The organism is Candidatus Stygibacter australis (assembly GCA_030765845.1).
Classification (GTDB): Bacteria; Cloacimonadota; Cloacimonadia; order Cloacimonadales; family TCS61; genus Stygibacter; species Stygibacter australis.
In genome coordinates this window covers 36,448-49,226 of record JAVCDJ010000113.1, presented here as the reverse complement: position 1 = coordinate 49,226, position 12,779 = coordinate 36,448, and the positions used below count along the sequence as shown (strand labels likewise).

The following is a 12,779-nucleotide window of genomic DNA, read 5'->3' as shown; positions in this document are numbered from 1 at the left end:
TTTGATTTAAGTATAAATTTTATGGGAAGGTAATTTTATGGATATAAATTTGATCAATTTTGTCGGTTACTTTATCATTTATCTCTTTATAGGATTTGTCTTTTTCTATTTTTTCCTGTTTAAAAAACCTGGTTCAAATATTGTTGGGACTATTTGTTTGATAATTGTAATTTTCAGTCTTGCTATAGGCTTTATATCCGCAATATATCTGGGTATACTGAATTTATTTATGCTGGTACTGGGATTCTGGTTTGCCTATATAATTACGAAAATGAACTATGATGACAAGCAGGAAGAAGAAAGGCGGAAAATTTCTCAACAACGGTTATATCAGAAGAAATTGACCAGGAAACATCTCGAAAAAAAAACAGAATAAGCCATTATCTGGCTTATCCTGTGTAATTTGTTTAATATTTTATAATCCTGCTTTACGTATCAGGTCTTCCATTCTATCAGTTTTTTCCCAGGTAAAATCAGCAAGTTCTCTGCCAAAATGCCCATAAGCTGCTGTTTGTTTATAGATAGGTCTTCTTAATTTCAAATAATCAATTATGCTTTTGGGTCTTAAGTCAAATAGCTCATCGACTATCTTTGCCAGTCTCAAATCGTCTAACTTACCTGTGCCAAGAGTATTTATCAAAAGAGATACCGGCTGGGCAACTCCAATGGCATAGGCAATTTCGATCTCGCATTCTGTGGCAAGTCCGGCAGCAACAATATTTTTGGCAATATGACGAGCCATATATGAAGCACTGCGATCAACTTTTGTTGGGTCTTTTCCCGAGAATGCCCCTCCCCCATGACTGCCTTTGCCACCATAAGTATCTACAATGATCTTGCGTCCCGTGAGACCAGTGTCGGCCTGAGGACCGCCAATTTCAAATCGTCCGGTTGGATTGGTATAAATTATGGTATTATCAGATAAATACTTAGCTGGGATAACCGGTTTAATGACGTTTTCAATCAAGTCAGCACGTAATTTCTTTTGATCAGCATGAGGCATGTGCTGAGTAGAGATCACAATTGAGTCACAGATATATGGTTTATTATCACGGTATTCAATGGTTACCTGTGTTTTGCCATCAGGTCTCAGATAATCAATGATATTCTCTTTACGAACAAGAGCCAGCCTTTGTGCCAGTTTATGGGCAAATGATATGGGCATAGGCATCAGTGATTTTGTTTCATTACAGGCAAAGCCAAACATCATACCCTGATCTCCAGCTCCCTGTTCATGTCCCTCACTTTCATCAACACCAATCTTGATATCTTCTGATTGAGGATCAATGCTGGTTATTATCCCACATGATCTATAACCAATCCCGGAATCTGCATCATCATATCCTATCTCTTTCAGGGTTTCGCGAACTATGGTGGGAATTTCCACATAACAATCAGTAGTTATCTCACCAGCGACCATCACTAAACCCGTAGTAAGAAAGGTTTCGCAGGCTACTCTGCTCATGGGATCGCCTTGCAGAATCACATCCAGAATGGCATCTGATATTTGATCAGCAACCTTATCCGGATGACCTTCAGTAACTGATTCTGAAGTAAATAGCTTTCTAAATTTCATTTTAATATCTCCTGATAATTTATTTTTTTAATAATTGAAATATATATGGCAAGGCAATTTATAAAATAATACTGAGAAATTATCTGACTCACAAGGTCAACACCATCAGCAAAAATACTTTCAGAACCTTTTTCTAAATTAGAAGATGATTCAGTTGGGTACATTTTTTCCAGGAAAATCTGTTGTCCTACTGCTGAATTTATACCTGACCAATTTTCCAGTTTATTCTGCCAGTATTGGCAGATGATCTCAAAATCCGGTTGAGTTGAGGTAATCTGCCAATTATCAGCTTCAGCCAATCGAGCAGCCCAGATTTTAGCGAAGTTTCTCTTATAGGGCTGTCTCCAGGCAAGCACTCCAGCCTTTTGCATTCCCACAGCAACAATTTTGTTGATAATATTGCTCTTATCAATCCCAGATAATTCATCCAGAAAACCACTGATAAAACCCAAAAATATACCAAGACCTTCATTTGAAGGGATTTGGGGAAAGGAATAACAGATGGTATTTTGATATTTATGAAGCAGTTCTTTTCCTGTAAGATATATTATACTATCATCATTAGGCACTTTCTTAAGCTTTTGATGAAAATCAGGAATTATTAATAAGCCATCCTTACTATCCCAGATATTAGGGATTTCATCTAATTTGTTAATAGGAATAATATCTCCATAAATGTGATTTATCAATTGGATAAGCAGTTTATTTTCAATACCAGATTGCCAGATGAATATTTTCTCTGGATGTCTGGAATATTTCTTTATTCCGGAAGTGAGATTTCGAGCCTGAAGCACTTGCTCAGGAAAATGGATAGCCTGATGATAAGCTGCTTCCCAGCCCAGTTCTTTTAATTGCTCATCATTATCTAATATAGATTCAAATTTCTGCACACTCTTAACCTCTACCTATAATAATGAGACGGCATATTTTTCACACTCTTTTGTGTCAAGCTGGAGAATTTTCTTTTTGATCTCATTATAATTAGCAGGAGAGGTGGATAATTCATCTACACCTAATCCCAAAAGCAGACTGGTAAATTGCTCCTGAGAAGCCATTTCCCCGCAAACTGCCACTTTGATGCCTGCTTCATGGGCTGATTGACATACTTTTTGAATTAAATACAATACTGATGGATCCATTTCATTATAATATTCCGCTACAAGATCATTATTTCTATCCACAGCAAGCGTGTATTGCACCAGATCATTTGTGCCAATACTCAAAAAATCACATTTAGCAGCTATCTCTTTTGCCCGCAAAGCTGCTGAAGGGACTTCAATCATAGTACCAATTTCAATTTCACGTTGATACTCTATTTTATCAGCTTCCAATTCCTTCTGACATTCAAGTATAATATTCCTTGCTGAATCAATCTCAGATACACTAGAAACCATAGGAAACATGATCTTGATCTTGCCATGCACTGCTGCCCTCAGAATCGCTCGCAATTGTACTTTGAACAAATCTAAATACTTGAATGACAGCCGTATTCCTCTGAGTCCAAGATTGGGGTTCATTTCAACTTCTTTCAAGCTCCTGGCAATTTTATCCCCTCCCAGATCAATAGTTCTGATGATCACGGGCTTGGGAGATAATTTTTCTGCGACTTCTTTATATATCTGAAATTGTTCTTCTTCGTCAGGAAGCTCCTGCCTGTCCAGATATAAAAATTCAGTGCGAAATAAGCCAATTCCTTCTATTTTCATTCTTTCCAGTGCAGCTATTTCTTCCGGTATTTCAATATTGCAAAACAAGGGTATTTTTTTCCCATCTTTTGTGACCGATTCTTTATCAGCAAGTAAAGCTAATTCCTGGTTCTTAAGATTGATCTCAGTCAAATCCTTTTGATATTTATCTTTCTCTTTTCTGGATGGAGATACAATTACGATTCCCGCTTTGCCATCCACAATTACTTCTTGAGGACATATATCACATTCAGCATCATCTAAACCCATAACCATTGGAATTATAAGTGATCGGGCAAGTATTGCAGAATGAGATTTCCTGCTACCGTGAATGGATATTAATCCTGCTACATGATTTTTATATGCTTCCAGCACCTGGGAAGGTGTGATTTCCTGGGCGACCAGAATACTGCCAGTCCAGTTCTCATGCTCTGACTCTGTTTTATATAATTTCTTTAAAAGACGGCTTGTGACGTCTTGATAATCTATTATCCTGGCAGAAAAATATTCATCTTCAATTTCAGAAAATTGCTCTTTAATTGCTTGAAGATTAAGATCCAATGCCTTCTCCAGCGTAACAAGTTCATCTTGTAGTATCTTTTTTATATTGTTGATCATTTCCGGATCTTCTAAAATCATCTTATGCGTATCAAGAATATCCCGCTGGTTCTTATTTCCTGTAAGTTCACGGGATATATAGTTCAACTCAGCAATTGTTACTATAATAACATTTTCCAGTCTTTTCAGTTCTCGAGTTATATCTTCTTTGGTAATCTGATAATTGATTATATTAAACTTGTAATCAACACATATCGATTTACCAATGGCAATTCCATTTGATACTGCCACACCGATCATTTTCATTTTGATACCTCTTCAAAACCGGTTGCAAAAAGCTTCTCAATCTCTTCTATCAGTTCGTTTTCATCAATACCATCAGCAATTAATTCTAATTCTGTACCATAGGCAGCAGCCAGGGTCAAAACTCCAAGTAAGCTCTTGCCGTTTACTTCAATTTCATCTTTACGTATCTTAAGTACTGATCTGTATTGAGTTGCCTTTTTTACCAGAAGAGTTGATGGACGAGCATGCAGCCCATATTCATTTGTTACTTTAATCCTTTTTACTACCAATATTATTCTCCAATTCTTTGTTAGCCTGCGAGGCTTGCATAATTGATTTATTTAATTTGCGTGTATATTCTTCTGCTGCATTATATCCAAATGATCTCAAACTGTGGTTCATGGCAATCACTTCCATGATCACTGATAAATTTTTACCTGATGTTACTGGTAGGTAGATAATTGGTAATTTTATCCCCATAATCTCTGTCATTTCGTCCTGCAGACCAAGTCTCTGATAGCTTTCCATATCATCCCATTTCATCAATTCTACCTGAATATCAACTTCCTTGGTCTTGCGAACTCCATGGATACCATACATCTTCTCAATATCTACCAGTCCTATTCCTCTGATTTCCATGGTATATAGATTCTCAAAGCGTGGCATACCGACTAACCTGCCATCAAGAGACCGCAAAGTAACCAGATCATCACAAACCATGCGATGGCCACGGTCAACCAGATCAAGAGCACATTCGCTTTTACCTATTCCACTTGCACCTGAAATCAGCATTCCCACACCAAATACTTCCACCAGGACTCCATGAATCGATATCTGCTCAGCAAATGTCTTATCTAAATGCTTCAGCATATCATTATAGAAGCGATTTGTACTTAAATGGGTAATAAATACCGGTATCTGATATTCATCTGCCAAAAACGTTAATGCTCTTGGAGCAGATAAGCCCTTTGTAACTACTATACAAGGTATATCATAAACCAGCATCTCTCGGAGTCTGGCAAATAGCTCATTTTCCTCAAGACTCTGCAAATAACTGATCTCCGTTTCTCCCAATATCTGTACACGATCCGCTGAAAACCTGTCATAGTAGCCAGTAAGTGCTAAGCCAGGGCGATTAAGGAATGGTGTTTTAATAGATTTGCTTAAAGTCTTCTCATGAGTTAGAAGACTTAGTTTAAAATCCTGTTTCTTGTCATTATAGAACTTTTTTAAGGGATATTCAATTCTTTGTTTCATATTTTTTCCAATATAATGGGGGTTCCACTATAGAACCCCCAATCTTGTTCATTTATCGCGCAGTGGCAAACAGTTTATAATGCAAGTCATCCTTGCGGACCAGTACTGATAATCTGTCAGTTGCCACATCCCTGAAAATGAGAAAGAATTCCTCTTCCACTTCTATTTTATCTATCGCCTCATTTAAAGACATGGTATCGGGAGGTATGCGCTTGACCTTTACTCTCCGTCGGTCTCCCGCTTTCTCGATTAGATCCGTGTAAACAAATTGGGTATCTGCTTTCAAGCTCTTCTTTTGATGATCTGTCCACTTGTCCTTCAATTTTTTGATCTGTGATTCCATCTTATCGATCGCCATATCCACCGCCAGATACATATCCTTGTCGGCAGATTCAGATCGAAAATCATGACGCGGTACATGAAGTATCATTTCCACTTTGCTTAAGCCATTCTCAAGTACCAAAATGAAATGTACATTCATAATGTGGTCAAAATAACGATCTAATCTCTCTGCGTTAGATTCGATGTGTTCCCGAATCGCATTTGTCAGATCAAAGTGACGAGCAGTAATTGTAATTTGCATAATTTACTCCTTCTGTCATTTTTTTTGCTGCTTAATTTATCAACTATTTTCCAACAACCTCCTTCAATATTAATATAACTACTTTTCTTCTATGAGCATATTTTTATTGAAATAGCTTACATTTTATGGATAGCCAAACCCTCACTATCCTCCAGAGCTTCACCAACCGCTTCTGATAAAGTGGGATGAGCAAAAACCAGACTTCTCAATTTTCTAATATCAGTTCCCAGATTGATCATAATACTGCCCTCAGCAATCAATTCCACTGCTTCTGGCCCTATAATATGCATTCCCCTTAACAATCCGGTTTTCTTTTCTATAATAACTTTCACAAAACCTTCTGAATGACCAGAGGCAAGAGCTTTCCCATTAGCAGAAAACATAAATTTGCCTGTTTCAATCTCATCGTATTTCTCTTTTGCCTGCTCTTCTGTAAGTCCCACGGAGCCAATACTGGGACTGGTAAATGTACAGCGTGGAATATCAGTATAATTCAATGAAAAAGGTTCATCACCCTCTCCACGCAATTCCCGCCTTAGCACTTCTGCAACCAGCATAGCTTGTTTGCTGGCTGTATGTGCCAGCATCAATTTCCCAGTCAGATCACCTATGGCAAATATCCGGTCATTATTAGTACGCATTTCAGGGTCAACAGTTACAAATCCTCGGTCTTTTTTCAGCCCAAAACCATTGAATTTTATTTCGCAGATTGGTTCCCTGCCAATACTCATCAACACTTTTTCAGCTTCAAGCTCTTTGCCATTTGATAAATGCAGAACCACACTTTCCTTCTGTCTTTCAATCTTGGTTACTTTGGTTTTTGTGTATATTTTTATTTTACGTTTTTTCATCAACATTTGAAGTCGTTTACTGATCTCTTTATCTTCCATAGACACCAGGTCAGGAAGAAATTCTATAATACTTACTTTTACTCCTAACTGCTGATAAATGCTGGCAAATTCACAACCTATCACTCCCCCGCCTATCACTGCCAGACTCTCTGGCAGCTTGGGTAGACTTAATATATCCCGCGAAGATAATACCTGCTCTCCATCAAATTTGAGATTACCTATCTCTTTGGGCTTTGAACCCGTTGCCAGGATTATATAATCACTTCTATATTCAGATTCTCTGGTTTTTATAATAAACCCGTCAGATCCGCTCTTTATTTCGATTACTTCTTCTTCTAATAATGGTATCTCTCTTCGTTTATATAGATATTCAATCCCGGAGACAAGCTTCTCAACCACTTCATCTTTACGGTTCATAGCTGCCTGATAATCTACTTTTGTCTCTGATAAAAATATGCCTGACTGCTCATGGTCTTTAATTTCCTGATATAGATCAGCTATTTTAACCAGTGCTTTCGTGGGAATGCAACCCCAATTCAAACACACTCCACCAAGCCTTGATTTTTCAAATACTACAGCACTTATCCCATATTGCTGCAATCTTATCCCGGCAGTATATCCCCCAGGACCACCACCAATTACAGCTACCTCAAATTTCTTCACTCTTTTCTCCTTAAATGACTATTTAGTATTCCCATACGTTTACGATATTTTGCAACTACTCTCCGTGATACCGTCAAACCTTCATCATGGAGCTTTTCAGCCAGATCAAGATCACTGATGGGATTTTTAGGATCCTCATTATCAATATATTCCTTAATTCGCACTTCCACACTTTGACGTGAAACCGAATTATAATTTTCGTCCTTGCCTGCTTTGCTAGTAAAAAAATCTTTCAGGCACATCATCCCAAAAGGTGTTTCTGCATATTTACTGCGTACAACTCTTGAAATAGTTGATTCATTCACACCCAGTTCATTGGCTATCACTGAATATGTTAAGGGGCGCAAAGTTCCATTTTCTTCATAAAAGAATTCCGGTTGATGTTTGATTATTGCTCGAACTACATTCTCCAGGGTTCTCCCTCTCAAATACACGCTTTTCATAATGAACTTGGCAGCATTGATCTTATCTCTTACAAATTCCAAAGCCTTGCGATCCTCTTTAACCATGTTCAATACATTAAGATAATTTCTGCTCAGATGTACTCTAGGAAATGAATAATCATTAGAGATTATCTCAAACCTGTCCCCTATCCTTTTTATTACTACATCAGGCGTCACATAATCAGTATTCGCTGGCAATATCCGTAATCCCGGTTTAGGATCAAGATGAGAGATCATTTCTTTCCAATTGAGTACTGTTCTTTCCATCACTCCGTATTTAACACTTATCTTACGGTATCTCTTATGTATCAGATCATCAAAATCCTCTGCCAACAATTGATACAACACATCATAATACTCATCTTCTTTATCTAATTGAACCTGCAGGCACTCAGTGATATTTCTTGCTGTTATTCCTTTCGGCTGCAGGTTTAAAACCATTTCATGTATTTCATCTGCCCGTTCATAAGTTATTCCGTATTCTGCTGCCAGTTCATAAATATCTATCCCTTCCGGCAGATATCCATGAGCATTGACGCTCTCTATCAATTCTTCTGTATATTCTAATTCCAGATCATTAAAAGTTAAATATTGTAACTGATCCAGATATTTGTCTTTCTCATTAGATTGGGTGATCATATTTCTATTTGATTCATATCTTTTCTCAAAATCAAGATCTTCATCATTTCGAAGTTTATTCTGCTGATCACCGTTATATTCCTGCCAGGAATCAAGTACTTCACTCAATTCACGGGTTTCTTCCATTAATTCCCGTATCTCTTGATCTTCAGCACTTTCCTCTTTAACCTCAGGTTTCTCCTCTACACTTTCTTCCCTGTTATTCTCAGCTTCCTCTTCTGGATCTTCTTCCACAAGTTCAAGCATGGGATTCTTTTGCAATTCTTGAAGTAGAAATGTCTCCAATTCTATTATCGGTGCTGCAAGTATCTCCAAAGACTGCAACATCTTAGGCTTGATAAGAAGCTGCTGGGTCTGCTTCTGATGCAGATTATGATGTAAACCTATTTTACTCATGTCTCTTGCACAAAGGGATTGATAAATTTTTCTCCCAAATACACCTTTCTCGCCTGATCGTCATTTACTAATTCCTGAGATGTCCCAGAAAAAAGTATCTCACCATGATAAATAATATACGCCCTCTCAGTTATTTTTAATGTCTCCAATACATTATGATCAGTAATAAAAACTCCAATATTCATATCTTTCAATTTTCGGATAATATCTTGAATATCTGCCACTGCCAAAGGGTCTACTCCTGCAAAGGGTTCGTCCATCAGCATAAATGAAGGGGATGTTACCAGTGATCGCGTGATCTCAAGTTTGCGCCGTTCTCCGCCTGATAAAGTAAAGGCTTTCTGTTTAGCCAGTCGCGCCAGATCAAGCTCTTCCAGATGCCTTTCCAGTCGCTCTTTACGTTCCTTCTTATTAATTGGTAAAGTCTCCAGAATCGCCATTATATTCTGCTCAACCGTCAATTTATGAAATATCGATGGATCCTGAGCAAGATAACCAATTCCTAATTGTGCCCGTTTATACATAGGTAATCTTGAGATATCCTTATCATTGAACTGCACAATTCCTGAATTAGCCTTTATCAAGCCAAGGATCATGTAGAAAGTAGTTGATTTTCCTGCTCCATTGGGTCCCAGAATTCCTACAACTTCACCCTGGTCAATGGATATGCTAACCTTGTTTACAACCCTTCTTTTTCCATATATCTTTACTAAATCTTCTGTTTTTATTCTGTTCATTATGTTTATAGATTATTACTTTTCGGTTTATTTGTCAATTTTTTTTTTAGGTTTGGCTACTAAATTGCTTAGTTAATTTTTTATTCTCCCTCAAAGGTGTATTTTCCCTGGATACTTTTGCTCAAACCTATTCGCTCTATATATCCTTCTTCATTCATATACATTATCAGCTTTTCGGCACTTGCCTCATTACGTAAGTACTTTTGCCTCCGGATGATATCTGGCTGCTGTACATAATAACTATCTACTGATCTATATGCTCTGCTTTCTTTGATCACGCCATTTTCAAATATAAACTCCATCTCTTCTGACGTTACCCAATTTTCTTTTGCTTCAAATTCTCTCACTTTATAATCTACTCTGCAGGAATCACTCATCAGAGCCTGATGAAGTTTGTTCTCTCTAAAATATAAAGTAACTTCCGATGCCTTAGCATCAAATTGTTCTGAAAAAAGTTTCGGTTGACCGCGATAGGTCGCTTTTTCCTCCTCAGAATAATAGATCAAAAAATCACTGGTCAGTAAATAATCTGGCATTTCAGTTTCAACTTCAAATATGGCTACTATCTTTTTATAATCATCATAATACTCGATTCTTTCTGCTTTGATCAATATACTGTCTGATTTGGACATCTGTAATTCAGGTTCTTCCTTTAAATATCCAAATCCTTTATCTACATTATATGTCATATATCCACATTCACCGCTTACATTTTCACGTGAATCATATACTGACACATTTTCCCAGGCTTCAAAATTCTTGCTCTCCCGTAAATATTCTACTCTTTCAGCATTAAATGTACGCCACGTACTGTCCTGATGAGTTTCATTAAATATCACGTCTTCATCCAAATCAAGCTTTTCCTGAAGTCTGAAATAACTCACCCGTTGCGCCTTAAGACTCAATGTATCTTCATAAACTTTCACATTCCCAGTCATCCTCACTATCTTTTCCCGCTCATAAAGAAACGCCTTGTCTGCAAAAAATTCTGTGTCGCCATAAAAAAAATGTACTTCACCTGTCAATTCGCTGATATAGGCTCCATCAACTTTATTCGCCCTTAAACTATCTGCATGGATAAGCCGGTAAGGTCGCAATTCTGCCTTTCCCTCTCCCCTCAAGCCTGCCATCAGGCAAAATATCATCACCGTCAATATTACCGGAATATTCCTATTTACCATTCAACTGTTCCGCTTTTTACAGTACCTTCTGCAGATACTTTGATGATCTCGATATCATTCAATTCCAGATCTGTTAGCATTCTCTCACCCCAAAGTGTATCATCGCCCCGCATTAGTTTAACGCCTTCTTCTGCCCGTACTTTATCACTATCTCTATTCCACACCAGTCGAGGCGCTTCCAGCCTGCCATTTTCACTAATAACCACCACATCACCAATACAGGTCACTTCATTACGGGTTTCATTAATTATTGCATTATTACAGGTTAAAGTAGATTTCAAGCTTCCATCTTCATTGAAATTCTGTAGATATAAACTATCAATGAAAGTCTCTTTTCGCTTATAATATCTGTCTATATGCCTGGCATGCATCTCCATGCTGATAGTTTCGCCATCCATTGTGATAACTCTCACGCTGTCGCTTTGCTCATCAGGTATGTTCTTGTCTCCTGATTTCATCTCTTCTTTGAGATCATCCTCACAACCTCCAAGTAGAAATATCAGCAAACTAATTATCAGTACTTTCAAGATTATTGATGAGCTTTTTAAGTACATCCTGAAATCTCCCCTGCTGCTTTAAAATATGCTCTACAAATTCGCGGATAGCTCCTCTGCCACCTTTTCGACGGCACACATAATTGACTGTTTCCTTAAAATCATCAAATGCATCTGCCGGACAAGAAGTGAGTGCTGCATGCTTCATCACGGGATAATCATTCCAATCATCTCCCATATATGCCACGTTTTCCCAGGTATATCCCAGCTCTGCCATAATTTCTTCTGCAACCGGCAATTTCCGCCAAACTCCTTGATATACGTAATCAAAATTTAAATCCTGGCAGCGTTGTGAAACAACATTTGACTTTCTACCCGTGATCATCGCTACCTTTATCTCAGCAAATTTTAGCAGCTTTATTCCCATCCCGTCTTTGGCACAGAAATTCTTTGATTCCACTCGATGATCATCATAAGTGATCCTGCCGTCAGAAAAAACCCCATCACAATCAAGTATCAATAATTTTATCTTTTTATAGTCCACTTCCCCACCTTATCTGCATTTATTTAAGCATTCATCAAGCAGCCTGCCCATTGCCTTCAAAGGCAACATTGATCCTGCATCACTTAGTGCCTTTGCCGGATCAGGATGCGTCTCTATAAATAATCCCTTCACCATGCCAGTCGCGATCGCTGCTTTCGCCATCATCTCAGCATATTGTGGTGTTCCGCCACTCTTTTTACCTTCGCTGGGACGCTGCAAACTATGCGTCACATCATAAATTACTGGATAACCGGTCTCATGCATCACGGCAAATGACCTGAAATCCACCACTAAATTATGATACCCAAAGCTGCTGCCACGCTCAGTCAAAAATATCTGCTCATTACCTGTTGAAACAACTTTCTCTGCTGCCAGTTTCATATCTTCCGGTGCCATAAACTGACCTTTCTTGATATTAACTATTCTACCACTTTTTCCCGCTGCTCGTAATAGATCTGTTTGACGACTCAAAAATGCCGGTATCTGTAAAATATCTGCAACTTCTCCCACTGCTTCTATTTCACTGCACTCATGTATATCTGTCAAGATCGGTAATCCGAATTCTTCTTTCACTTTCGCCAGCATTTGCATCCCTCGTTCCAGTCCCGGTCCTGTATATGAATCCACACTAGTTCTATTAGCTTTTTTCCAGGAAGATTTAAATATCAGGATCAAATCTCTTTCTGCTGCTATCTGCATAAGTTCCGCTGCTGTTTCCAGCAGCATTTTTTCACTCTCGATCACACAAGGTCCGGCTATCAAAAAAAACTGGTCTGTAGCACTTATTCGCTCAAATAACTCCTTGAACATTTAACCCTCACTTATCAAGCAATATTATTTCTTCTTGTACTTATATTTTTTTTTCTTGTCATTTTGGCAACTGCTTT

General features: G+C 38.0%; 14 protein-coding genes. 1 reads left to right on the top strand and 13 read right to left on the bottom strand.

Features of this window, described 5'->3' with window-relative positions; genetic code table 11:
• Positions 1 to 37 precede the first annotated feature (37 nt).
• The gene (locus RAO94_05980; GenBank protein MDP8321880.1) at positions 38 to 376 is read left to right on the top strand and encodes a hypothetical protein; all 339 of its coding nucleotides are present in this window, start codon (positions 38 to 40) and stop codon (positions 374 to 376) included.
• Between the two features lie 39 nt (positions 377 to 415).
• On the opposite strand, the gene metK is transcribed toward RAO94_05980, so the two are convergent.
• The 13 genes from metK to kdsA all read right to left on the bottom strand — a co-directional run bounded on the left by metK (position 416) and on the right by kdsA (position 12,702).
• Complete coding sequence (metK, locus tag RAO94_05975) at positions 416 to 1,576, bottom strand: methionine adenosyltransferase (protein MDP8321879.1); 1,161 nt, start codon at positions 1,574 to 1,576, stop codon at positions 416 to 418.
• Entirely contained in the window at positions 1,573 to 2,466 is an 894-nt protein-coding gene (locus RAO94_05970) for a hypothetical protein (protein ID MDP8321878.1), read from the bottom strand. The genes metK and RAO94_05970 overlap by 4 nt, the downstream gene beginning before the upstream one ends.
• A gap of 15 nt (positions 2,467 to 2,481) precedes the next feature.
• Positions 2,482 to 4,125, bottom strand: coding sequence for a phosphoenolpyruvate--protein phosphotransferase (gene ptsP, locus RAO94_05965; GenBank protein ID MDP8321877.1), 1,644 nt, complete (start codon positions 4,123 to 4,125; stop codon positions 2,482 to 2,484).
• The gene (locus tag RAO94_05960; GenBank protein MDP8321876.1) at positions 4,122 to 4,394 is read right to left on the bottom strand and encodes an HPr family phosphocarrier protein; all 273 of its coding nucleotides are present in this window, start codon (positions 4,392 to 4,394) and stop codon (positions 4,122 to 4,124) included. The genes ptsP and RAO94_05960 overlap by 4 nt, the downstream gene beginning before the upstream one ends.
• Positions 4,375 to 5,361 (bottom strand): HPr(Ser) kinase/phosphatase, encoded by a 987-nt coding sequence (gene hprK, locus RAO94_05955; GenBank protein MDP8321875.1) that lies wholly within the window; start codon positions 5,359 to 5,361, stop codon positions 4,375 to 4,377. The genes RAO94_05960 and hprK overlap by 20 nt, the downstream gene beginning before the upstream one ends.
• A 52-nt stretch (positions 5,362 to 5,413) precedes the next feature.
• The gene (gene raiA, locus RAO94_05950; GenBank protein ID MDP8321874.1) at positions 5,414 to 5,944 is read right to left on the bottom strand and encodes a ribosome-associated translation inhibitor RaiA; all 531 of its coding nucleotides are present in this window, start codon (positions 5,942 to 5,944) and stop codon (positions 5,414 to 5,416) included.
• A gap of 116 nt (positions 5,945 to 6,060) precedes the next feature.
• Positions 6,061 to 7,458, bottom strand: a complete 1,398-nt coding sequence (gene lpdA, locus RAO94_05945; protein ID MDP8321873.1) for a dihydrolipoyl dehydrogenase — start codon at positions 7,456 to 7,458, stop codon at positions 6,061 to 6,063.
• The gene (gene rpoN / locus RAO94_05940; GenBank protein ID MDP8321872.1) at positions 7,455 to 8,936 is read right to left on the bottom strand and encodes an RNA polymerase factor sigma-54; all 1,482 of its coding nucleotides are present in this window, start codon (positions 8,934 to 8,936) and stop codon (positions 7,455 to 7,457) included. The genes lpdA and rpoN overlap by 4 nt, the downstream gene beginning before the upstream one ends.
• Entirely contained in the window at positions 8,933 to 9,673 is a 741-nt protein-coding gene (gene lptB, locus RAO94_05935) for an LPS export ABC transporter ATP-binding protein (GenBank protein MDP8321871.1), read from the bottom strand. Before lptB ends, rpoN begins: the two co-directional genes overlap by 4 nt.
• Positions 9,674 to 9,753: 80 nt before the next feature.
• Positions 9,754 to 10,854 (bottom strand): LptA/OstA family protein, encoded by a 1,101-nt coding sequence (locus RAO94_05930; GenBank protein MDP8321870.1) that lies wholly within the window; start codon positions 10,852 to 10,854, stop codon positions 9,754 to 9,756.
• Entirely contained in the window at positions 10,848 to 11,408 is a 561-nt protein-coding gene (gene lptC, locus RAO94_05925; GenBank protein ID MDP8321869.1) for an LPS export ABC transporter periplasmic protein LptC, read from the bottom strand. Before lptC ends, RAO94_05930 begins: the two co-directional genes overlap by 7 nt.
• Positions 11,362 to 11,892 (bottom strand): hypothetical protein, encoded by a 531-nt coding sequence (locus tag RAO94_05920; protein MDP8321868.1) that lies wholly within the window; start codon positions 11,890 to 11,892, stop codon positions 11,362 to 11,364. Before RAO94_05920 ends, lptC begins: the two co-directional genes overlap by 47 nt.
• Positions 11,893 to 11,901: 9 nt before the next feature.
• Positions 11,902 to 12,702, bottom strand: coding sequence for a 3-deoxy-8-phosphooctulonate synthase (kdsA, locus tag RAO94_05915; GenBank protein MDP8321867.1), 801 nt, complete (start codon positions 12,700 to 12,702; stop codon positions 11,902 to 11,904).
• Positions 12,703 to 12,779 lie beyond the last annotated feature (77 nt).

What these genes read in the sequence shown, in the direction of transcription:
- RAO94_05930 (MDP8321870.1), bottom strand. Translation starts at nt 10,854, where the DNA reads ATGGTAAATAGGAATATTCCGGTAATATTGACGGTGATGATATTTTGC.
- metK (MDP8321879.1), bottom strand. Translation starts at nt 1,576, where the DNA reads ATGAAATTTAGAAAGCTATTTACTTCAGAATCAGTTACTGAAGGTCAT.
- raiA (MDP8321874.1), bottom strand. Translation starts at nt 5,944, where the DNA reads ATGCAAATTACAATTACTGCTCGTCACTTTGATCTGACAAATGCGATT.
- kdsA (MDP8321867.1), bottom strand. Translation starts at nt 12,702, where the DNA reads ATGTTCAAGGAGTTATTTGAGCGAATAAGTGCTACAGACCAGTTTTTT.
- ptsP (MDP8321877.1), bottom strand. Translation starts at nt 4,125, where the DNA reads ATGAAAATGATCGGTGTGGCAGTATCAAATGGAATTGCCATTGGTAAA.
- lptB (MDP8321871.1), bottom strand. Translation starts at nt 9,673, where the DNA reads ATGAACAGAATAAAAACAGAAGATTTAGTAAAGATATATGGAAAAAGA.
- lptC (MDP8321869.1), bottom strand. Translation starts at nt 11,408, where the DNA reads ATGTACTTAAAAAGCTCATCAATAATCTTGAAAGTACTGATAATTAGT.
- hprK (MDP8321875.1), bottom strand. Translation starts at nt 5,361, where the DNA reads ATGAAACAAAGAATTGAATATCCCTTAAAAAAGTTCTATAATGACAAG.
- RAO94_05980 (MDP8321880.1), top strand. Translation starts at nt 38, where the DNA reads ATGGATATAAATTTGATCAATTTTGTCGGTTACTTTATCATTTATCTC.
- rpoN (MDP8321872.1), bottom strand. Translation starts at nt 8,936, where the DNA reads ATGAGTAAAATAGGTTTACATCATAATCTGCATCAGAAGCAGACCCAG.